At 32.7% G+C, this 20788-nt stretch carries 21 protein-coding genes and 1 pseudogene; 8 read left to right on the top strand and 14 right to left on the bottom strand.

Annotated features, from left to right (window positions below):
- The first annotated feature begins 78 nt into the window (after window positions 1-78).
- The 7 genes from CIGNP103_RS04630 to mshL all read left to right on the top strand — a co-directional run bounded on the left by CIGNP103_RS04630 (window position 79) and on the right by mshL (window position 6630).
- Window positions 79-1596, top strand: coding sequence for a 2-isopropylmalate synthase (locus CIGNP103_RS04630; protein ID WP_086225116.1), 1518 nt, complete (start codon window positions 79-81; stop codon window positions 1594-1596).
- Window positions 1597-1720: 124 nt separating this feature from the next.
- Window positions 1721-2314 carry a hypothetical protein gene (locus tag CIGNP103_RS04625; protein ID WP_086234225.1) on the top strand — a complete coding sequence of 198 codons (594 nt, stop codon included), beginning with the start codon at window positions 1721-1723 and terminating at the stop codon, window positions 2312-2314.
- Window positions 2292-2690, top strand: coding sequence for a hypothetical protein (locus tag CIGNP103_RS04620; protein ID WP_141031701.1), 399 nt, complete (start codon window positions 2292-2294; stop codon window positions 2688-2690). Before CIGNP103_RS04625 ends, CIGNP103_RS04620 begins: the two co-directional genes overlap by 23 nt.
- Before the next feature lie 165 nt (window positions 2691-2855).
- Window positions 2856-4241: a hypothetical protein gene (locus tag CIGNP103_RS04615; protein ID WP_086241658.1), complete on the top strand. Its 1386-nt coding sequence runs from the start codon at window positions 2856-2858 to the stop codon at window positions 4239-4241.
- Window positions 4231-4803, top strand: coding sequence for a hypothetical protein (locus CIGNP103_RS04610; RefSeq protein WP_086225120.1), 573 nt, complete (start codon window positions 4231-4233; stop codon window positions 4801-4803). The genes CIGNP103_RS04615 and CIGNP103_RS04610 overlap by 11 nt, the downstream gene beginning before the upstream one ends.
- Window positions 4800-5171 carry a hypothetical protein gene (locus CIGNP103_RS04605; RefSeq protein ID WP_086268665.1) on the top strand — a complete coding sequence of 124 codons (372 nt, stop codon included), beginning with the start codon at window positions 4800-4802 and terminating at the stop codon, window positions 5169-5171. The genes CIGNP103_RS04610 and CIGNP103_RS04605 overlap by 4 nt, the downstream gene beginning before the upstream one ends.
- Window positions 5152-6630, top strand: coding sequence for a pilus (MSHA type) biogenesis protein MshL (gene mshL / locus CIGNP103_RS04600; RefSeq protein WP_086225122.1), 1479 nt, complete (start codon window positions 5152-5154; stop codon window positions 6628-6630). The genes CIGNP103_RS04605 and mshL overlap by 20 nt, the downstream gene beginning before the upstream one ends.
- An 82-nt stretch (window positions 6631-6712) precedes the next feature.
- Here mshL and CIGNP103_RS08470 read toward each other — a convergent pair whose 3' ends face one another.
- The 13 genes and pseudogenes from CIGNP103_RS08470 to accD form a co-directional block, all read right to left on the bottom strand.
- Window positions 6713-6889 carry a DpnII family type II restriction endonuclease gene (locus tag CIGNP103_RS08470; protein ID WP_369126167.1) on the bottom strand — a complete coding sequence of 59 codons (177 nt, stop codon included), beginning with the start codon at window positions 6887-6889 and terminating at the stop codon, window positions 6713-6715.
- 61 nt (window positions 6890-6950) lie between these two features.
- Complete coding sequence (locus tag CIGNP103_RS08465) at window positions 6951-7082, bottom strand: DpnII family type II restriction endonuclease (RefSeq protein WP_201790325.1); 132 nt, start codon at window positions 7080-7082, stop codon at window positions 6951-6953.
- An 80-nt stretch (window positions 7083-7162) separates the two neighbouring features.
- Window positions 7163-7645, bottom strand: coding sequence for a DUF7004 family protein (locus CIGNP103_RS04590; RefSeq protein WP_086226741.1), 483 nt, complete (start codon window positions 7643-7645; stop codon window positions 7163-7165).
- A 1-nt stretch (window position 7646) separates the two neighbouring features.
- A complete protein-coding gene (locus CIGNP103_RS04585; RefSeq protein ID WP_086241655.1) occupies window positions 7647-8549 on the bottom strand; it encodes a DNA adenine methylase in 903 nt (300 codons plus the stop codon).
- A 42-nt stretch (window positions 8550-8591) separates the two neighbouring features.
- The gene (gene dnaE / locus CIGNP103_RS04580; RefSeq protein ID WP_086241654.1) at window positions 8592-12572 is read right to left on the bottom strand and encodes a DNA polymerase III subunit alpha; all 3981 of its coding nucleotides are present in this window, start codon (window positions 12570-12572) and stop codon (window positions 8592-8594) included.
- Window positions 12573-12586: 14 nt separating this feature from the next.
- Window positions 12587-13252 (bottom strand): annotated as a pseudogene (locus CIGNP103_RS08460) (methyl-accepting chemotaxis protein); the annotation flags it as partial.
- A gap of 576 nt (window positions 13253-13828) precedes the next feature.
- Window positions 13829-14347: a PAS domain-containing protein gene (locus CIGNP103_RS04570; protein WP_086233815.1), complete on the bottom strand. Its 519-nt coding sequence runs from the start codon at window positions 14345-14347 to the stop codon at window positions 13829-13831.
- 229 nt (window positions 14348-14576) lie between these two features.
- On the bottom strand, window positions 14577-15191 hold the full coding sequence (recO, locus tag CIGNP103_RS04565) for a recombination protein RecO (protein ID WP_086226737.1): 615 nt from the start codon (window positions 15189-15191) through the stop codon (window positions 14577-14579).
- Complete coding sequence (locus tag CIGNP103_RS04560; protein ID WP_086252624.1) at window positions 15173-16111, bottom strand: tRNA dihydrouridine synthase; 939 nt, start codon at window positions 16109-16111, stop codon at window positions 15173-15175. Before CIGNP103_RS04560 ends, recO begins: the two co-directional genes overlap by 19 nt.
- On the bottom strand, window positions 16111-17103 hold the full coding sequence (locus tag CIGNP103_RS04555) for a hypothetical protein (RefSeq protein WP_086252623.1): 993 nt from the start codon (window positions 17101-17103) through the stop codon (window positions 16111-16113). Before CIGNP103_RS04555 ends, CIGNP103_RS04560 begins: the two co-directional genes overlap by 1 nt.
- 9 nt (window positions 17104-17112) lie before the next feature.
- A complete protein-coding gene (gene dksA, locus CIGNP103_RS04550; protein ID WP_086232507.1) occupies window positions 17113-17469 on the bottom strand; it encodes an RNA polymerase-binding protein DksA in 357 nt (118 codons plus the stop codon).
- An 11-nt stretch (window positions 17470-17480) separates the two neighbouring features.
- Window positions 17481-17927, bottom strand: coding sequence for a 23S rRNA (pseudouridine(1915)-N(3))-methyltransferase RlmH (locus CIGNP103_RS04545; RefSeq protein WP_086229759.1), 447 nt, complete (start codon window positions 17925-17927; stop codon window positions 17481-17483).
- Window positions 17927-18799, bottom strand: a complete 873-nt coding sequence (gene accD / locus CIGNP103_RS04540; protein ID WP_086225134.1) for an acetyl-CoA carboxylase, carboxyltransferase subunit beta — start codon at window positions 18797-18799, stop codon at window positions 17927-17929. The genes CIGNP103_RS04545 and accD overlap by 1 nt, the downstream gene beginning before the upstream one ends.
- A 167-nt stretch (window positions 18800-18966) precedes the next feature.
- Between accD and CIGNP103_RS04535 the strand changes: the two genes are divergently transcribed.
- Window positions 18967-19563: a peroxiredoxin gene (locus CIGNP103_RS04535; protein ID WP_086225135.1), complete on the top strand. Its 597-nt coding sequence runs from the start codon at window positions 18967-18969 to the stop codon at window positions 19561-19563.
- A gap of 143 nt (window positions 19564-19706) precedes the next feature.
- On the opposite strand, the gene serC is transcribed toward CIGNP103_RS04535, so the two are convergent.
- Window positions 19707-20783, bottom strand: a complete 1077-nt coding sequence (gene serC / locus CIGNP103_RS04530; protein WP_086268664.1) for a 3-phosphoserine/phosphohydroxythreonine transaminase — start codon at window positions 20781-20783, stop codon at window positions 19707-19709.
- Window positions 20784-20788 lie beyond the last annotated feature (5 nt).

Below are 20788 nucleotides of genomic sequence, written 5' to 3'. Positions count from 1 at the left end.
CTTAATCTGCTCTGTAGCTCCTTTTAATAACTCTATGCATAGCATACTATAAAATATATTAAATTTAAGGATAATAAAATGGATAAAAATAAAATTATAATTTTTGATACAACATTAAGAGATGGTGAGCAAAGCCCTGGTGCCTCTATGAATACTGAAGAGAAAATTCAAATTGCTCTTCAATTAGAACGCCTTGGCGTTGATGTTATGGAGGCTGGATTTGCTGCTGCTAGTCCTGGAGATTTTGATGCGATTAATCAAATAGCCAAACAAGTAGAATCCATTAAAGTTGCTAGTCTTTCAAGAGCTATTGAGCGTGATATAAAAGCAGCAGCCGATGCAATCGCTCCAGCAAAAAATAGAAGAATTCACACCTTCATCGCTACTAGTCCAATCCATATGGAACACAAGCTTAAGATGAAGCCTGATGAGGTTATCAAAAGAGCAGTTGAAGCGGTACAATATGCTAAAAGTTTTGTAGATGATGTTGAGTTTAGCTGCGAAGATGCTGGTAGAAGCGATATATCATTTTTAAAAGAGATATGTGATGCAGTGGTAAATGCTGGTGCTAAGACTTTAAATTTGCCTGATACTGTAGGTTTTAGATTGCCATATGAGATAGCTGATATGGTTAGAATTATGAGTGAATACATTGGAGATAGAGCTATTATATCAGTTCATAATCACAATGACCTTGGACTTGCAGTAGCAAATACTTTAGCAAGTATTAAGGCTGGAGCAAGACAGGTAGAATGCACTATTAATGGTTTGGGTGAAAGAGCTGGTAATGCAGCTTTAGAAGAGATCGTTATGGCGATCAAAACAAGAAGCGATGAATTTAGTGGATTATATACTGATATCGTTACTAAAGAGATATATGCTACAAGTCGTTTAGTAGCTAGTATTACAGGTATAGAACCACAACCAAATAAAGCAATTGTAGGCAAAAATGCCTTTGCTCACGAGAGTGGTATTCATCAAGATGGTGTGTTAAAATGCGCTCAAACATATGAAATAATCAAAGCTGAAGATATAGGAGCAGAGAAAAATGCTCTAGTTTTAGGTAAGCATAGCGGTCGTCATGCCTTTAAAGATAAGCTAGTAAATTTAGGTTTTGATCTAAATGATGAAGAGGTAAATGAAGCGTTTAGCAAATTTAAATTACTTTGTGATAAGAAAAAAGAGATTTTTGATGATGATATTAGAGCACTTGTAAGTGATGAGATTATCAAAATCCCTGAGATTTATACAATTGAAACTTTAAGTACTAGCTCATGTAACTCAGGCCATTCAAGTGCAGCTATTAGTATCAAATTTAATGGTGAGATTATTAGTGATGCAGCTCTAGGCAACGGTACGGCTGATGCGATATTTAAGGTAATTGATAGAATAAGCAAGGTTGCTGGAGAGCTAAAAGATTATAAAGTTTCAGCCGTATCTCAAGGCAAAGATGCTCTTGCTAAGGTTACTGTAAAGGTGGCCTTTGGTTCTAGTGAGCCTCCATTTATAGGTCATGGTTTAGATATAGATACTATGATGGCAAGTGCTAAAGCCTATGTAAGTGCTTTAAATAGCTATTTAAGTATGAAAAAATAGGTTTAAATTTGAATTTGGCTACTCTTTTAGCCAAATTCACTCAAAAATTAAATTTACCCACTAAAATACAACATATTTAACTAAAAAATCCGATATCTATAATAAACTTCTAAAAGGAGAAAATATGCAAATAAATGGCACAAATAGCTTAGATTTTTTAAGCATTAATCCAAATTCGAAAGATAGCATTGAAAGAATTAAAGAAGCTGCAAGCAAGATTGACGCAAGTGAGCTAACAAGAGGCTATCATATGCAGTTTATGCAACAAAGCTTTGAATTATCAAATGGTAATTTTAATATGCAAGTTGGCTTTATGAGTCTTAGCTTTGGGTTTAATAATCAAGATAATAGTGCAAATAATTTTACTCAAGAATTAAAAGATTTACTAAATCAAAATATAGATATTACTGGTTATAGCGGTAAGCCAATTGGCGACCTAAGCCCACAAGAGGCAAGCAACCTAATAAGCGATAATGGATATTTTGGTATTGATAATACCGCAAATCGTATAGCTGATTTTGTTATTAATGGGGCTGGAGATGATGTAGAAAAGATGAAAAGCGGCTTAGAAGGGGTCAAAAATGGCTTCGCTCAAGCTGAAGCTATGTGGGGTCAGGCTTTACCTGATATCTCTGAGCAAACAATGAATAAAACTCTAGATAGGATTAATCAAGCCATTATGGAGCTTAGCGGTAATGCTATTAATATTACTGCGTAGTCTATCCTTATTTATATTACTATTCTTAGTAGCTGGATGTACAGCTGCTAAGAATCACATGGAAATTGCTAAAAACAGCTATATAAAAGGCGTTATAACTTCAATTAGTAAAGTTAATAGCGGTTATGTTTATACTATTGAATCTACTGATACTAGCAATGGTAAGCTCACATCAGCTCAGGGATTTAGCTCTAAGCCTTGCAATGTCGGTGATTTGGTATATGCTAGATTAAATGGAGCTAAATTTGACTATTTTGCTGTTTTGGTTACCGGATTTGAGCGAGTGCAAGAACCGGCCATTATCAAAAAACATCACAGAACCAAGCAAAATCTCACAGTAGATAGTATTCCAGTAGTAGAGAGTATTGAATTTTAATAAATTTATATTATTTAGTGATTAAATATTCTAATAAAAATTATCTCAATTTAAATTTATTTAAAGCAAAAATAGATATAATCAAAGTATAAATTCATAATTTTATTTTTATAATATTTAAAAAATACCGAATTTAACATATTTTATATATTTTAAGGTAAAAAGTTGAAAAAGAGTAGCTTGGTCTGCGTTGATTTATATAAAAATGTAATTTATGACTACTCAAATCACTTTAATCCTAAAGTAAAATATAAAGTAAAAAATAATGAATTTAGTATTTGTTTTATACCAGCTAAAGCTTTAACAACTCTAAAATATTATACTGATGAGAAAGAGAATCTAGGTATAAAGATTATCAAATTTGCATACGATGAGCTGCTTTTAAATCCGCAAAAAGAGTATAAGATTAGCTATTTTGATGATAGTGATGGTGGTTATATGCTTTATATCATCGATATTGAATTAGCTTTGAAGGAATTAGATACTCAAGCAATTAATATCTTAAAAAATATTAATATAATTATTCCATCTCCTTTGTTAATGGGTGGATTTTATAGCTCTAATTTACTTGATAAATCTAGCATAGATTGTTTTATATTTTATGATAATGATGAAAGTTATTTATGCTTTTATCGTAATGGGCGATATGTTATGCATCATGGAATTATATGTGATACTTTGCCTAAGATAGCTAGGAATTACAAAATTGAATGCACGGCTAAGATTATAGATCAAAATAGCAATAAATTTACTGAGTTATTAAATATAACTATTCAAACTATCCAAAGTATTGCAAATATCGATAAAATCATACCAGATAGGATATATCTTAGTTCATTTATAGGAGATATTATAGGTCTTAATACTGCTTTATCTAATAAGCTTGGGCAAGAGGTTAGAGGGTTTGAGTTTTTAGATAATTTTAAAAGTCCAGCACCGCTTAATTTAATGATGGCAATATACGCTAAGGAGCTAATACATAAAGGGCAGCTGCTAAATTTTACACTATTTAACAAGCCTAAACCGCTATATAAAAGAGCTGATGGTAGGCTATTTATTAGTATTGCTGCTGGAGCGATTTTGGGATTGATTTATCCGATTTATATGCTAATATTAACTTTTAATATAGAGGCTAAATCTACAAAACTTGGAGCAAATTTGACTTTGCAAAACTCAAGCGTGAGTAGTTTAAATAGTAGTCTAATAGCACTAAATAATGAGATTAAAAGTATAACCATACAAATTCAAAATATAAAAAATAATATAAATAAAAACTTAGCTACAATCGATATTATTGCAAGTAAATTTAATAACCAAAATCTAGCTATAATTTTAGCAAATATCGCAAATTTGATGGATAAATATTCGCTTCAAGCAAGGAATATAGAATTAAAAAATAATCAAATCAACATTGCAATCATCTCACAAGATACTCAAAATATTAATAATTTTATAAACTCTTTTAGCGCTAAAACTCACATTGGTCAACTCATCAGTAATCAAAATATTTTTGAATCAAACCTTACGATAGAACAAGAAAATGGATTTTAAATCCTTGTTAGAATCACGCAGCCAAAGAGAACAACATATGATATTTATGGGTGGATTTTTGATTATGTTTTATCTACTTTATCTTAGCTGGGATTATTTTGATAGACTCTATCAAAGCGCTTTAGCTAATTATGAATTACAGTTAAATAACTATATCAGTATGAATTCTCCGCAGCAAATTCAAAATCGCCTAGAGCTAGCAACAAAAAGATTGCAAGACAGTAAAATTGAACTAGAAAATTTAAAAGCTGAGAATATCTTTATCCAATCTCACACTAAAAATCTAGTCGCAATCTTGGATAAATTTAGTTCTAGTAGTGAGATTTTAAGCTTTATTGGGGATAAGGCAAAAGAACATAATATAAAGATTTCTCAAATTTTGCCAAATAATATAAAAGAAAATAGTGCTATTTTATATGATTATAATCTATCTTTTAGTTCGACTTTTACTCAAACACTAGCTTTTATAGATGAGCTTAAAGGGGGCTTTATAGATATTAAAGAGGCTAGATTTGAGCCATATAGTAGTCAAATTAGACTAAGTTTGCAGAGCGTAAAATGAGATTGCTTTGTTTATTTTTAACCATGACTACTTTGCTATTTTCTCAAGATTTAAGTACTAAATACAAATATATATTAGATTTATACAATAAAAGCCCATTAAGGGCAAATTTAAGCGATATAAATCAAGTAAAATCGCCATTTTACATCACTCAAAATGTTCAAACAGACTTTAATTCTAGCACTTTAAAATTAGAGGCTATAATAGAAAATAGAGCCAAAATCAACTCTAATTGGTATGAACTAGGTCAAAGTTGTCAAGAGATTTGCATTTTAGAGATAGAAAATCAAACTGTAATAATACTGCATAATAATAATAAAATTAGGCTTTCAATCTCAAAGGTAAATAATGATATTAAAGTTTTTTAAAATATTAAGCCTAGCTGCATTAACTATAAATCTAAATGCAAATGAGTGCAAAAATAAGAAATTAGATATGAGTCTAAGCCCAAATATAACATCATATGAAATTTTAGCTCAGCTTGCAAATATTTGTAAATTTAGCATTGCTTTAAGCGATTCAAACGCCACTAATGCATTAAAAACCCCAACAAATTTAATAAATATTTCACGCCTTAGTCTTGATGAAATTATACGCTTAGTAGCTGAGTCAAATGATCTTAGTTATGAGTTTAATGACAAAATGTTAAGTTTGTCATATATACAAACTAAAACCTTTAAAATGGATTATATTATCTCAGCTAGACAAGGTCAAGCAATTACTAAAGCTTCTGTAGATTCAGCTCCGATAGAGATTGGCGAGGATTATCAAAATAGTAGTCAAAATGATGAAAATAATCAAGATAATATAATAAAAACTACAGAAAAATTTGATTTTTGGCAAGATCTTGCTAATGAGCTAAAATTAGTATTAAATAGCCATAATGATTCATTTATTGCTCCAGCCCCAATCATTAATCCAGCAGCTGGGCTAATTCATATCACTGGTACTGCAAATCAACTACAAAGAGTACAAAATTATCTAAATTTGCTCTCAAACCGACTTAAAAAGCAGGTTTTAATTGATGTAAAAATAATCTCTGTTGAGCTAGATAATAGTTATACAAAAGGTGTTGATTGGAGTAAATTTGAGCTTGGTTTTAAAAGTTATTTAAGCGATGGTACTTCATCACGCCTAATCTTTAATAAAGGCACTACTCAAAATCCAGCTCATAGCCTAAAGAATATCTCTGGCGGATTTATCATTGGCGGAGATTTACGTCTTAGCCTTGATGGTGTATTAAATTTTTTAAATACTAATGGGAAAAGTCAAATAATCTCAAGTCCTAAAATAATGGCAATGAACAATCAACAAGCCCTAATCTCAGTAGGTGATAATATCAATTATAGAATTGCTGAAGATATTACTAATAATGATACTAGTGAGATTACTAAAACTACTTATAAACAGCACTCTGTATTTATAGGAATTTTACTAAACCTCCTACCTGAAATTAGCGATGAGAATCGCATAATGCTGCGTATAAATCCTAGCTTAAGCAGCTTTAAATATTCAGCTGATGATGCTAAGCAGACACAACCTCGTGTAATCGCTCCAGATACTATGCAAAAAAAGTTATCTACTGTGGTAGAAATTTCTAGTGGTGATAGTATAATTTTAGGTGGTTTAATCGCTAAAAGCCTAGGTAACGAGATTAATAAAGTTCCAATTTTGGGTGATATTCCTTTGCTTGGGTATCTATTTAAAAGCGACCGACAAACTAGCAAAACTAGTGAATTAATCTTTATTATCACTCCAACTATAATTAACGGCCCGATTTTACCAAATGAACTTGGATTTGATGGAGTAGAAATATTTAATAAATAGTGTTTTGTTTAATATTTTAGCGATTTTATAAGTGCAAAAAAGTTAATAAGCTTAAGAATAATTTAGTGTTTTTATCGTATATTCAAACCAAAGATTCAAGAAAACTTTTAGAAACTTCAGCTAGCATTTTATAACTTCTAGTAGTTTCGTTTAGTTTAGAGCCATTGCTTGAATAAAAGTTTGTTTCAAAAGCATAAATGCAATTATTGGTTTTAACTACATAATCAAATCTTTTAGCAACTTTACCTAGATTTGAAATTAGGTCAGATAAACCAGTTTTTCTAACAATTCAATATCGTCAATATTAGTAAAGTTATATTTCAATTTTTTCCATTATCTATTACTTTGATTTCTTTTTCTCTTACAGCAATAAGTAGAGGTAAACATTTTCTTATTTCAGGGTATTTTTTAAACGATAAATCAAAATCATATTCAATATTTTTATAAACAATGCTAAAAGTCTATGTAATATTCGTAAGTTGCTATACTATCAGTAAAATTTGCAAACCATTCATTAAAATTTCTTTTTATATTAAAAACCTCTTTTTTGACATTCTTGTAACAATATTACAGCACGTTTTCCTCTGCTAAAATTTGCAGCTTCATAGGCTGATAGATTTTCCATCATAATTTGATGAAACCCTAATCGTTTAATTTTTTTCTTTAGTATTGCATTAGCTTTTCTTTCTTCAGCCACCATTCCTAGATATATCACGGTAAACCATTTATCAACCCACAAGGAATTTTCTCCATACGAAACACTTATTTCAGTTATTAGGTTAAGTATTGCATTGTTAACAACATCAGTTGTTTTATCATATATCAAACAAAAATCATTATATATTTTACTATTACCATAAATTTTAGCTAAATCAATGAAATATTGAAAATATTCAATATCTCTGGGAGCTTTTGCAGATAAATCTTTTTCTTTTAGATACACACAATAGTCGTCAAATTTACCACGATCATAATATACTATAGAATTATCAATAAATCTTTTTAAAATATTCATTCTATCTTCTCCTTTTGTAGTTCATTATAACAATTTCAGTTATATCGCCACGCTTACTTGCTGAAGAGTTTATCATTCTTTTTGCAAAAACCCTCTCAATTTCAAAACCTTTATATATATCATCAAAGAAATTGTCTTCTTCGTTTGTATTTTTAGGGTCAGAATTTGAAAGCATTAACAGAGATTTTTTATTATCTAAAAATTTATAATTCTCTGTAAGTTTTATTTGATCATTATCATCAAATCCAGATTTATCATAACTCACAAATGAATTCTTTTCCATAAGTGGTCTATATGGTGGGTCAAAATATACAAATGTGTTATTATCTGCTTTTTCTAAGACTTGTTCATAACTACCAAAACTTATTTCAACTTTTTGTAATAGATTAGAACACAACCTTAAATTTTCTTTATCGCAAATTAGTGGATTTTTATATTTGCCGTGTGGTACATTGAATTTTCCATCTTTATTAACCCTATAAAGTCCATTAAAACAAGTTTTGTTTAAAAATATAAAATCAGCACATTTTTCAAAATCATAGTGTTTGTTTAAATGAATTTCATTGTATCTATCTCTAACTTTATAAAAATAACTAGTTCTATCTTCGCTTGTCAAATATTCTTTTTCTAATATATCTAATTGTTTTATTACTTCTTCAACATTTGCCTTAATACAACGATAGCAGTTAATAAGCTCTTTGTTAATATCATTTATATATGCTTTCTTAATTTGATAGTTTTGTAAAATATCAAAAAGAACAGCACCACCACCGACAAATGGCTCAATATATATTTTAACTTCTCCATTTATTAATTCTTGTGGATATAGCTCTTTAAATTTATTTAAAAGCTGCCCTTTTCCACCAGCCCATTTTAAAAATGGTTTAGATAATTTTTTGTCCATTTCAATATTCTTTCAAAATTATAACTTAGTAATTTAATATATTTATCCAGCTAAAAGCGTATTTAACTCACTTTCGAAATCATCAGTTACGCTAAATTCAGTTACAAACTGCATAATTTGCGTTTTATTCTCATCTAAAACTCTTAAAATCAAGCTCTTTTTGGCTCCGATTATAGCGTTGTGTCTGTGTGCTAGTTGGTAAATTTGATTGATTTTATTTTTGTTTAAAGCGCTTAATTTTAGCTCAATTTCTAATTTTCCAACGATATTTGAGCTAGGTTGTTCGATAGTGGTTTCTGTATTTATGACCTTTTTTTTAGGTGCGTTTCTAAGGGTTATATCGCCATTTTTTGCCTCGTCTATATCGATGATTTGATTGACTATCATTTTTGAGTTTGTATCCCTTGGTGGTGTGACTTTGAGTGCGTATAATCTATCTGTGTTGATTATCTCGCTAGCTTGAGTACAAGCCACATCAAAGGCAAACATATCAGCATTTGAGCTTTTGTCAGTTACGCTTAATACCGCCATTTTATTGCCTGATTTTGTATCTTTGATGCTGATATCATTTAGTTTAGCAATGATGAGATGTTCGCCGTTTTTAGCACTTTTTAAGATATCTAGGATTGTAGAGTGCTTGATGGCGTCGAAATACTCTTTATTCTCTTCTATCTCTTCGGCGGTGATTTTGTTGGATTTTAGTGTGATTTTGGTATTTCCGGCCTCTTCAAGAGTGTAAATTTCATTTACTTTTAGCTTGACTTGTTGGTCGTCTCTATTAAAAAGCATCTTAAATACAAGTGGTTTATTTAGCTCATCTTTTGGCATTGATTCTATCTTTTGTATGTGAGAAAATACCGTAGCTTCCATACTTCCATACATATCAAGGATGGTTATGATACCCATTTTATTGCCAGATTTTGTCAGCTTGATTGAAATATCTTCTATCTTGCCTATTACGATAATCTCATTGCCATCTTCGATAGTGTCAAACTGCGTTGAATTCGTATGCGAAATGGCTTCAATGCTACTTTTAAACTCATCTAATGGATGTCCGCTGATATATACACCTAGATACTCTTGTTCGAAGCTTAAAAGCTCTCTTTGGGTGAATTCATCTGGTGCTAAGCTTAGATTAAGCACCATTTTACTCATACTCTCATCATCGCCAAATAGAGAGAATTGCGCCTCTCTTTTGATATCGGAGCTCTTTTTGGATTGGTCTGTGAGATACTCAATATTTTGCATCAAAGTTTTTCTAGTGTAGCCAAATTCATCCAAAGCACCTGATTTAATAAGCGATTCATAAACTCGCTTATTTACTGCGGTACAATCGCTCTTAGATACTAGATCTTCTAAACTATTTAAGCCATCTTTTCTGATATTTGTGATATCTTCAATCGCAGATCCACCAACGCCTTTAATAGCGCCCAGTCCATAGATGATAGCATCCTTACCATCCTTGCTAATAACGCTAAATTCACTACTACTTTTACTAACGCTAGGCGGGAGTAGCTCTATATCTAAACGGCGGATCTCTTCTATATATTTGGTGATTTTATCGGCGTTATTCTCTTCACTACTTAAAAGAGCAGCCATAAATTCAGCCGGATAATATGTCTTTAAATATGCTGTTTGAAAGGTGATAAGAGCATAAGCTGCGGAGTGGGATTTGTTAAATCCATATTCGGCAAATTTCATAATCAGCTCAAAGAGAGCATCAGCCTTATCTCTATCAAAGCCATTTTGAGAAGCGCCATCTAGATACTGGGTTTTGAGCCTTAGCATCTCATCTTCTTTTTTCTTACTCATTGCTCTACGGACTAAATCCGCTCCACCAAGGCTAAATCCACCCACAGTTTGAACTACTTGCATGACTTGTTCTTGATAGACTATAACCCCATAAGTTGGCTCCAATATCGGTCGCAAGGCATCAAAAGCGTATTCTACGCTCTTTTTGCCATGTTTAATATCTATAAAATCATCCACCATACCTGAATTTAGCGGCCCTGGGCGATATAGTGCGATCATAGCGATTATATCTTCGAAGCAATCGGGCTTTAATTTGGCGGCCAATTTTTGCATTCCGCTAGATTCTATCTGAAAAATTCCAAGAGTGTTGCCACTTTGTATAGTTTGGTAGGTTTTAGGGTCGTTAAAATCGATCTTTTCCCATAAAATATCTTGATTAAATCTAGCTTTAATAAGCTTAATAGCATCATCAATCACAGTTAGCGTTTTAAGCCCTAAAAAGTCAAATTTAATAAGATCTACATCTTCAAGATAATCCTTAGTATATTGCGTGACATAGTGGCCATCTTCGGCGTTGCTTTGTCGCCATAGTGGTGCCTTTTTCCATAGTTCTTCATTGCTGATTACTATACCAGCAGCGTGCATACCGGGATTTCTATTTAAGCCTTCAAGCTCGCAAGCATATTGCCACACGCTTCTAGCTAGCTCATTACTCTCTATCAATTCAGCGATTTTTGGCTCTTTTTCAAAGGCTCCAGGCTCAAATTCACCATTTTTATTTGTGTAGCCTTTTAAGCTATGCTCATCAGGAATTAGCTTTGCCATCGCATCAGCATCAGCGTATGGCATACCCATAACCCTAGCGACATCTCTTATAACGCCTTTGGCTAAGAGCTTACTAAATGTAGCTACTTGAGCGACATTATACTGGCCATACTTTTCAATCACATAATCAATAACTTCGCCTCTGCGATTTTGACAAAAATCCACATCAATATCAGGCATACTTATACGCTCAGGATTTAAAAACCTCTCAAATAGCAAGTTATATGGGATCGGATCAAGGTCAGTTATACGAAGGGCGTAAGCTACCAAGCTTCCAGCGGCCGAGCCACGCCCAGGGCCTACTGGGATACCACGCTTTTTGGCTTCGTTTATAAAATCAGCCACGATAAGCATGTAGCCTGGGAATTTCATATTTTTAATGGTGTTTATCTCTAAGTCTAGCCTATCTTTGTAAATTTGATGTTTGCTAGGATCGATAAACTCTAAACGCTTTTTAAGCCCCTCTTTACACTCATATTCAAACAAAAGGCTATCATTATCCAAATCATACTCTAAATCTGGGTTTGGCAAGGCTAGATCCCTTGCTTTGGCATATTCTTGGGTGAATTTGAAATTTGGCGGAGTGGCGTTGCCTAATTTAATCTCTAAATTACACTTATTTACTATCTCTTGGGTATTAGATACCACTTCTGGGATATCAGCGAAAATCTCGCTCATCTGCTCTGGGGATTTAGCATAAAATTCGCTTAAAACCTGCTCTTTGACACTCTCATCGAAATTTTTATTGGCTGAGATATAGACAAAGATTTTTTGTGCTATGGCACTATCTTTGGTGGTGTAGTGAGCGTCGTTTGTGGCGATTAATTTAATACCAGTCTCTTTAGATAATCTGATAATATCACTATCAATTCGCTGCTGATCAAATATCCCATGACGCATAATCTCAAGATAAAAATCATCGCCAAATATATCTTTATACTCTAGTGCTGCAGCCTTAGCCGCTTCATATCCGCCTGCACCCCTTTTGATGTTTCTCTCACTTAAATTTAGATGAAAATTCACCTCTCCAGCCAAACAAGCCGAGCTACAAACTAGCCCCTCGCTATGCTCTCTTAATAGCTTTTTATTGATTCTTGGATAGTAGTAATATCCCTTGATATAGCTCATTGAGCTAAGATACATTAAATTTTGATATCCTATCTCATTTTTGGCAAATAAGCATAGATGAAATCTATATCTACTCTCTTTAGAGCTTATATCATCGTTATTATGGATATAGGCTTCAAGACCAATAATTGGCTTTATCCCCTCAGCCCTCATCCCTTTATAAAACTCAATTGCTCCAAACATATTTCCATGATCAGTAATAGCACAAGATTTTATATTCATCTCTTTTAGTCTTTTAGCTAAAGTTTTAATCTTATTAGCTCCATCTAAAAGCGAATACTCAGTATGTAAATGCAGATGGGTAAAATCCAAACTCATATATAAATCCTAAATTAATTTTTATTTAATACTACGCTATCTATGCTTTTAAAGATAAAACTACTATTTTGTTCTATGGTATTAAATTTATCAACAAGTTTATCTATATCTTGTCTATTTTCATCTCTTAAAACTTTAATTATCAACTCTAAAGCCTCTTTGATTTTAGCAGTTTGTTCTGGGCTGAATTTAGCAAAATTACTCTCACAATCATGCAATAACTCATCTATATGCGCTTTTTGCTCTGGAGTAAATTTTAGCTCATTTAATGCGTTATTATAAGCTGTGGTTTTGGCTAAAATAAGATCAATTTTGGTTAAAATTCCAATAGTTTTATTTTGCGTTAATTCTGAGACTTTAGCTGTAGTAGCTGCGTCAGTACTAAAATTTTCTAGAGCCTCTTTTAATTTATCTGTGTTATCTAAAGCTGTTTGGGCCACTTGATTTATCATATCAGTTGAGCGGTTTAATTCATCGGCGTCTTGACTTAGCATTGTTACGGTACTTTCAATATCAGCAGTAGCCCTAGTTGTATTTTCTGCTAATTTTCTAACTTCATCAGCAACAACTGCAAATCCTCTACCATGCTCACCTGCACGAGCAGCTTCAATGGCGGCATTTAGAGCAAGAAGATTAGTTTGGTCAGCTATATCTTTAATTAAATTTACTACATTACTAATATCGGTTGCTCTTTGATATATACTTTGAGTAGTTTGGTTAGTATTTGATGTTATTATATGAAAATTTGAACTTAGCTCTTCGACTTTGCTTATGCTCTGGGCGGCAATAGCGGCAGTTTGCTGACTAGAATTTACTACCTTAGCTAAATCACTTACACTTGCGATTAGATCTCTTTGAACGCTATCCATTCCATTTGTACCATTGCCAAGTTCGGTAAATTTTTGGCTTAAAATTCCTCTGATTTTTCCTTTTTGCCCCTCTAAAACACCGGTTACGCCTTCGCTTAGAGATTCTGCGTTATTTCTAAAAATCCCTTTAAATCCCTCAACATAGATATTTCGATACTCTTTGCCACTTCTGGCTGCTAAAATGCTACTTTGAGTCTCTCTTTGTAGGGCTTCTACTTGATCTAAAAGGTCATTGATATACTTAGCTATCGTTACTAATCTAGAATCATTATCAATATTTGTAATCCTAGCTTCTAATTTGCCTTTTGATGCGCCACATACTACTGCTACTATCTCATTATAAACAATATCATCAAATTTACTTTTTTTGCTAAATATACCCATTTACTATCCTTTTACTCTTTGTAGTTCATTGACAAAGCGGTCGTATGTAGTGTTGTGCGTAGCTAATAAATCGGCTATATATTTTTGGCTAGCTTCGATTCCGCTGAATTTTTCTAATTCTAACATTTTTTGGTATATTGGGATGATTTTCTCCACGGCTTGTGGATTGGCTTTGCGTCGCACTGAGTAGTAGCCTATGATATTGCCACTTTCATCAAGAGAGCTTGTAACATTGGCAAATACCCAGTAATATCCACCATCAAAGGTTATATTTTTAACAAAAGCAAATATCTCTTGTTTATTTTTTATCCTATCCCAAAGTAGCTTAAATACATACTTTGGCATATCGGGATGGCGAACTATATTGTGATTTTTGCCTATGAGATCTGAATTTTTGGCATTTACGATATTTAAAAAATAGCTATTAGCATAAGTAATGTAGCCTTTTAAATCTGTCTTTGTAGTAATGAAAGCTTCATCGCCAATCTCTTTTTGCTGATTATTTAGTAGATTAGTACTCATTTTGCTCTCCCGCAATTTTCTAAACTACAAATTTTATAAAAAAATATATTAAATTCTAATATATTTAGTGTAAAATAGTGCTTTTTAGTTTTAGATTATATCATATTGCCGTAATAATAACTTGCAAAATAAATACTTATTAAAATATTTACTTTAATACTTTTGATTTATTTTATTATTATTTTCTTGATATGTTTTAGAAGATAAAGCAATCCATATAAACAAAAAATTAAAACCCCTCTAAAAGGATAAAATATAACTCTTTGATTTGCGTATCGTTTAAGTGAGCAGTTGAAGCAGTAGAAAGAAATTTAATCACGCTATCATAGTTTAATGGATTTTTGCCTATACATTCAGGATGGGCAAGTAAAAATGCTCTACCAAGTCCGACTTGTTCATTAAGCTTGCCATCGCAGATAAAACAACTAGTATCAATATGCAATCGCCCCTCAAATTTTAAAATCATTGCATAGGATTCAAGTACGACTCTAATAGGGTTTTGGCGGTGAAATTTCTTAGCACACATTTCAAGTATTTCAAAATAAAACTCATCACTCTCTTGTACATCACGTAAATGATCAGCCATTAGCCGCATAAAATTTTGCCAAACTAAAAGTCGTTCACGCTCGATTAACCAGCTAAATCCTAGATGCATAGTCGAGCGAAGATGCGGCAAAAAGCTTTTACTTTCAACTAATTCAAAATCAAGTTTAAATCCTTGAGTGATAATAGGGTGACGAGCGCCATAAAACCTATAACATTTGATCTGTTTGTGCGGTGAGAGAATTGTGACAATACAGTCTTCATCTCTTACTTTTTGAACCTTTAAGATATAGCCCTGCATGGGTCAAAAAATTGTTCAATCTGTTCTCTCATCTGCTCTGGAGAGTGCATTTTATTAACGCTAGATCTAAATTCGCTAGCCCCATTAAGACCTTTGGAGTATTCGTGTAAATGTTTGCGAAAAATCCCTATAGCATGATTACCATAAGTATTAAGCATTAGTTCAAAATGTTCTTTAATTACTTGTCTTTTTTCATCTGGATTTATACTTTGATTTTCTTTAATCTCTTTAAATATCCATGGAGAACCAATACTAGCTCTGCCAATCATCAGTCCATCACAACCAGTAGTTTTTAATACATTTTGATAGTTATCTAGATTAATGTCGCCATTGGCAATAACTGGAATTGTTGTATTTGATTTTATTTTAGCGATGGCTTCATAATCAACTGGTGCGCTATATCCACCAGCTCTAGTTCGTCCATGCACACAGATAAAATCAGCCCCAGCGTTAGCTAAATCTTGAGCTATTAGGTGTGCCATTTTGGTGTTAAATCCTAGACGAATTTTAACCGAAGTATAGCGTTTATTTGATTTAGTTTTAATCGTTTCAATGATATTACATAGCAATTTTGGTTCATTTAATAAGGCTGAACCGGCATTTTGTTTTATTACTTTTGGCACTGGACAACCACAGTTTAAATCAATCCCATCAATCCCATCAAATTCATTTAAAATCTCTACTGCTCTAGCGATTACGTCTGTGTCGCTACCTGCTAGCTGAACTATATATGGCGTTTCTAGTGGAGATTTTTCTAGCATTGCTAAGGTCTTATCATGTTCATATACAAGAGCATTTGAGCTAATCATTTCACTAACTGTACAATCGCAGCCAAAACGCTTAGCTAGGCTGCGAAGTGGTAGATCAGAAAAGCCCGCTAAAGGGGCTAAAAATAACGGTTTTGAGCTAAAATCAATCATTAATAAAATAGATCCGCTCTAGCGATTTTACCATGATCTCTTAAAAAGAGTAAGGTCTCAATACGCTCAAATTTAGCATTACCGCTCATTATCGCTTCTCTAAGCTTTTCTATCATTTGGAAGTCATAAAGTAGATATAAATATGCTTCAAATGCAGCCCCTTCATCATTTCTAAGATGCTCAAACATAGATATAAGCAGATCTGGATCAACTTTTGTTTTAAGAATTTTAGCAATTTTAATATATTCATCTGAGGTAAATTTAACTTTATTAATAATTCCAAACATATCATTTGTACTAATTTCAAATTTGTCTTTAGAGTATCTATTTACCAGTGTTAATACATCGTTATTTGTGTAGATTGGATTGAATTTAGATAGTTCTAAAAACGAACCATTTTCTACGAGTGCATTTGAAGCAAAAGCTCTTAATTCTTCGTTTGCATCATTGCTAGATAAGATGGTAATAGCGTATTTATAGTCAGCTTGAATTTTGTTTTTTTCATTTTGGATATAGAGTGGATTAGTTTTTAAAAGCTTAAATCTTTTTAACTCACATACTTTTCCAGTTTTTACATCATTGTAAAGCTCATAGGCGGCTCTTAAATCATCGTTATGAAGAACTGGTTTGCCTAAATTTAGCCATGGAGAAAGAGATTTTGTAACCTCACTTGAAGCCGCAAAAAGATCGGTTTTAAAATCTTTATTTGACTCTAGTCCAAGGTAAATTTCCTTAGCTAAAACATTATAAATTTGAGCATCGCTTTTCATTGCTCTACCTTCTAGGTAGATTTTAAACCCATAGTAGCTCATATGCAAAAGTGCTAAAATCGCAAAGATACAAAGTGGCACCACAAGCCATGTAGCTACTGGTAATTCAAGTGTATAGCTAAGAATATTTATAGCATAATTTTGGTCAGCAAACGAAAAAGTGACCAGCCAAACAAGCCCAATATAGATAACAGAATATAAGAAAAATCGTCTAGTTTTCATCTTTTACCCTTATTTTATTATTGTTTTTTCAGCAATTTCACGACATGTAATGCAGTAGCGTGCGTGTGGTTTTACTTTTAGGCGTTCTATATCAATATCATCTTCGCACATATCGCAAATACCATAAATTCCAGATTCAATTTTTTTTAATGATTGATCAATTTCATGTAACTCTTGTTGTTGTTTAGCTGAGATTGAGTGTTCTAGTTCTTCATCAGCACTAATACTAGCAAAGTCAAGCTCATCAGTAGCACCACTTTGTCTAAGTCCATCAATCTCGCTAGCTGCATCATTGATATTTCTTTGAATTTGCTCTTTTCTCTCTAAAAGCAACTCTTTAAAATACTCTAGTTGGCTTGTTGTCATATAACTCCTTTTTATTTATGATAGGGGTGGTTTGCATTAATGCAAAGAGCGCGAAAAATCTGCTCATATAGTACGAGTTTAGCTATTTTATGCGCAAATGTTAGCCGTGATAAACTCACTAACTTATGCATCTCTCCCCGTAAATTATCACCTAAACCATAAGCCCCGCCAATAAAAAATGAAATTTGATTTCTATCTTTAAGAAGCTTTGCAAACTCAAAGCTATCAAGCATTTCACCACGCTCATCAAGTCCGATGCAAAAACCATTTAAACAAGGCTTATATGCTTCTTCATATGCTCTATGCGATGCGGCTTGGCCTTGAATTTGAGCTTTAGCAATTTGTGGGCTAAATTTATTAATCTCTTTAATATTAGCCCATTTGCTACTCATCTTGATATAATCTTTTATATCTTTATCATCATCAAGCTTTTGAAGACAATGGACTAGAATTTGCACTAAATAGCCTCATTAATTGGGCTATAAAAATTATCATTTTTCATAAAAAATCTTATCATATCACTAAGATATTTTTTATGCTCATCTCTTGGGACTATAGCATCTATTAATCCATGCTCTAGTAAGAACTCAGCTCTTTGAAAACCTTCAGGTAGGCTTGCTTTAATAGTTTGTTCAATAACTCTTTGGCCTGCAAAACCTATTAAAGCTTTTGGCTCAGCAATGATTAAATCACCTAGCCAAGCAAATGAAGCTGAAACTCCACCCATAGTAGGGTCAGTAAGAACTGAGATATATGGCAATCTATTATCGCTTAAAAGTTTGAGTGCAGCACTAGTTTTGCTCATTTGCATAAGACTAAATGTACTCTCTTGCATTCTTGCGCCACCGCTTGCACTTACTATAATAAGTGGATTTCTTTTTTCTATCGCTCTGCGAACTGCACGAGTGATTTTTTCACCTTCAACTGAGCTTAGGCTACCACCCATAAAGCTAAAATCAAAAACCACAAGCTGAACTGGTTGGCCATCAATTGTAGCTTCTCCTGAGATTACTGAGCTTGTTTTGCCATTTTTACTTTGACCTTCTTCAATTCTCTTTTTATATGATTTTTTATCTACGAAATTTAATGGATCTATTGGTCTTAAATTTGCATCAAATTCAACAAAACTTCCAACATCGCTAATTAATTCTATTCTTTTTTGAGCGCTAAGTCTCATATGATATCCACATTTTGGACAAACATTATAGCATGCTTCAACTTCTTTAAAATACATTAAAGAGCTACAACTGCTGCATTTTACCCAGTGACTTGGAGCTTCACTTGGGTGAGATTGTTTTTTGCGTATTTTTGAAAAAAAATCACCTAGCATTTTTTTCCTTTAATAAAAAATTGGGCGATTATAGCAAATTTTTCTTTAAATTCATATTTTTATTACTTTTAAATTGATTTTATAGATTGTTTTATCTGCGTTTAATTATAGTTAAATTTATACAGATACAATTTCGCAATTCATAAAAATTATTAAGGAGATTTAGTATGATAGTTACTAATAAAGCACCACAACTAAGTGGCGTAGCAGTTCTAGGCAATGGTCAAATTGAAGAAAATTTTGATCTATATAAAAACATTGGACCAAAAGGTGCAGTAGTATTTTTCTATCCAAAAGATTTTACATTTGTTTGCCCAAGCGAAATCATCGCTTTTGACAAAAGATATAAAGAATTTAAAGATAGAGGTATTGAAGTTATCGGCGTTAGCACAGATAATGAATACTGCCACTTTGCATGGAGAGAAACAGATATTAAACAAGGCGGTATCGGTAGAGTACAATTCCCTCTAGTAGCTGACCTTAAAAAAGAGTGGGCAAGAGGATTTGATGTACTATTTGATGAAGCAGTAGCTCTAAGAGGTAGCTTCCTACTAGATAAAGATGGTACAGTTCGCCACGCAGTAATAAATGATTTACCACTTGGCAGAAATATCGATGAAATGGTAAGAATGGTTGATACAATGCTATTTACAAATGAGCATGGTGAAGTTTGTCCAGCTGGCTGGAACAAAGGTGATAAAGGTATGAAACCTACAACTGAAGGTGTAGCAAGCTACCTATCAACTGATGGCGACAAACTATAATTCTACCTTTTAATTAATTTGGCTGCGACTCGCAAGAGTCGTAGCCTTTTTTTATGTCTAATTTTTACAATCGGATATTTTGTATTTAATATAAAATTTAAAAGCCCTTTAAATAGAGTTTAACTACCTAAAAGGCTTAAAAATTATCCATGTGTTCTTTGGAATTCCTTCATAAATTCACATAGAGTTTGTACGCTTTGTTGTGTTACAGCATTATATATAGAAGCTCTTAAACCACCTAAGATTCTATGACCTTTTAATCCTATCATTCCATTTTGTTCAGCTAATTTAACAAAAGCTCCATCAAGTTCAGCACTTGGAGTGGCAAAACTAACATTCATTAAACTTCTCGAACCTGGTTTTGCAAATGCTTTGTAAAAATCTGAATTATCTATAAGTTCATATAAAGCAGCTGCTTTTTGCTCATTTACAGCATTTATAGCATTTAAACCACCTTGATCTTTGATCCAATCAAGAACCAAATCAAACATATAAATTCCAAATGTCGGTGGTGTATTAGCTAGTGAATTAGCCTCTATTTGCGTTATATAACGAAGCGGAGTAGGAACGCTATCTTTAACTCTTGCGGCTAAATCTTTTTTAACTATAACAATAGTTATACCAGCTGGGCCAGCATTTTTTTGTGCTCCACCATAGAATAATCCGATATTGTGTGCTTTAAAATCAATTTCACGGCTTAAAAGATCAGAACTGCTATCTACTACTAGTGGGCATTTTGGGCTTGGAAGTGTGGCGTATTGTGTGCCGTAAATCGTGTTATTTGAGCAGATATAACCATAATCAGCATCATCACTAAAATTAAAATTTGGAATGTGATCAAATTTAGTATCTTCGCTACTTGCTATTACCTTGTAATTGATATTTTGGATTTTGGCTTCTTTGATTGCTTTTTGTGTCCAAACGCCGGTATTTACATATTCAGCCACGCCACCAGTGTAAATATTCATCGGAATTTGAGCAAATTGCAAAGTCGCACCACCTTGTAAAAATAGCACCGCATAATCATCGCCGATATTATAAAAACTTTTTAGTTTAGCAATGGCGTTATTGTGTAACTCTTCAAATACCTTACCACGATGGCTAACCTCCATAATACTAAAGCCAAGACCGTGATAATTAGTAAATTCAGCCTGTGCACGCTCTAAAACTGCTAATGGAATCGCACTTGGACCAGCACTAAAATTTAAAACTCTACTCATTTTAT

It is taken from the genome of Campylobacter sp. P0103 (assembly GCF_002139545.1).
GTDB classification, from domain to species: Bacteria; Campylobacterota; Campylobacteria; order Campylobacterales; family Campylobacteraceae; genus Campylobacter; species Campylobacter devanensis.
Note: the sequence above shows the minus strand (reverse complement) of the source record. Positions and strands in the feature narration are given on the sequence as shown.

Excerpts from the sequence above, each read along its gene's own strand:
- recO (WP_086226737.1), bottom strand. The coding sequence starts at position 15,191 with ATGCAGGGCTATATCTTAAAGGTTCAAAAAGTAAGAGATGAAGACTGT.
- dnaE (WP_086241654.1), bottom strand. The coding sequence starts at position 12,572 with ATGAGTTTGGATTTTACCCATCTGCATTTACATACTGAGTATTCGCTT.
- CIGNP103_RS04605 (WP_086268665.1), top strand. The coding sequence starts at position 4,800 with ATGAGATTGCTTTGTTTATTTTTAACCATGACTACTTTGCTATTTTCT.
- dksA (WP_086232507.1), bottom strand. The coding sequence starts at position 17,469 with ATGACAACAAGCCAACTAGAGTATTTTAAAGAGTTGCTTTTAGAGAGA.
- CIGNP103_RS04555 (WP_086252623.1), bottom strand. The coding sequence starts at position 17,103 with ATGAAAACTAGACGATTTTTCTTATATTCTGTTATCTATATTGGGCTT.
- CIGNP103_RS04585 (WP_086241655.1), bottom strand. The coding sequence starts at position 8,549 with ATGGACAAAAAATTATCTAAACCATTTTTAAAATGGGCTGGTGGAAAA.
- mshL (WP_086225122.1), top strand. The coding sequence starts at position 5,152 with ATGATATTAAAGTTTTTTAAAATATTAAGCCTAGCTGCATTAACTATA.
- CIGNP103_RS04625 (WP_086234225.1), top strand. The coding sequence starts at position 1,721 with ATGCAAATAAATGGCACAAATAGCTTAGATTTTTTAAGCATTAATCCA.
- CIGNP103_RS04590 (WP_086226741.1), bottom strand. The coding sequence starts at position 7,645 with ATGAATATTTTAAAAAGATTTATTGATAATTCTATAGTATATTATGAT.
- accD (WP_086225134.1), bottom strand. The coding sequence starts at position 18,799 with ATGCTAGGTGATTTTTTTTCAAAAATACGCAAAAAACAATCTCACCCA.
- CIGNP103_RS04535 (WP_086225135.1), top strand. The coding sequence starts at position 18,967 with ATGATAGTTACTAATAAAGCACCACAACTAAGTGGCGTAGCAGTTCTA.
- CIGNP103_RS04570 (WP_086233815.1), bottom strand. The coding sequence starts at position 14,347 with ATGAGTACTAATCTACTAAATAATCAGCAAAAAGAGATTGGCGATGAA.
- CIGNP103_RS04560 (WP_086252624.1), bottom strand. The coding sequence starts at position 16,111 with ATGATTGATTTTAGCTCAAAACCGTTATTTTTAGCCCCTTTAGCGGGC.
- CIGNP103_RS04620 (WP_141031701.1), top strand. The coding sequence starts at position 2,292 with ATGCTATTAATATTACTGCGTAGTCTATCCTTATTTATATTACTATTC.
- serC (WP_086268664.1), bottom strand. The coding sequence starts at position 20,783 with ATGAGTAGAGTTTTAAATTTTAGTGCTGGTCCAAGTGCGATTCCATTA.
- CIGNP103_RS04630 (WP_086225116.1), top strand. The coding sequence starts at position 79 with ATGGATAAAAATAAAATTATAATTTTTGATACAACATTAAGAGATGGT.
- CIGNP103_RS04610 (WP_086225120.1), top strand. The coding sequence starts at position 4,231 with ATGGATTTTAAATCCTTGTTAGAATCACGCAGCCAAAGAGAACAACAT.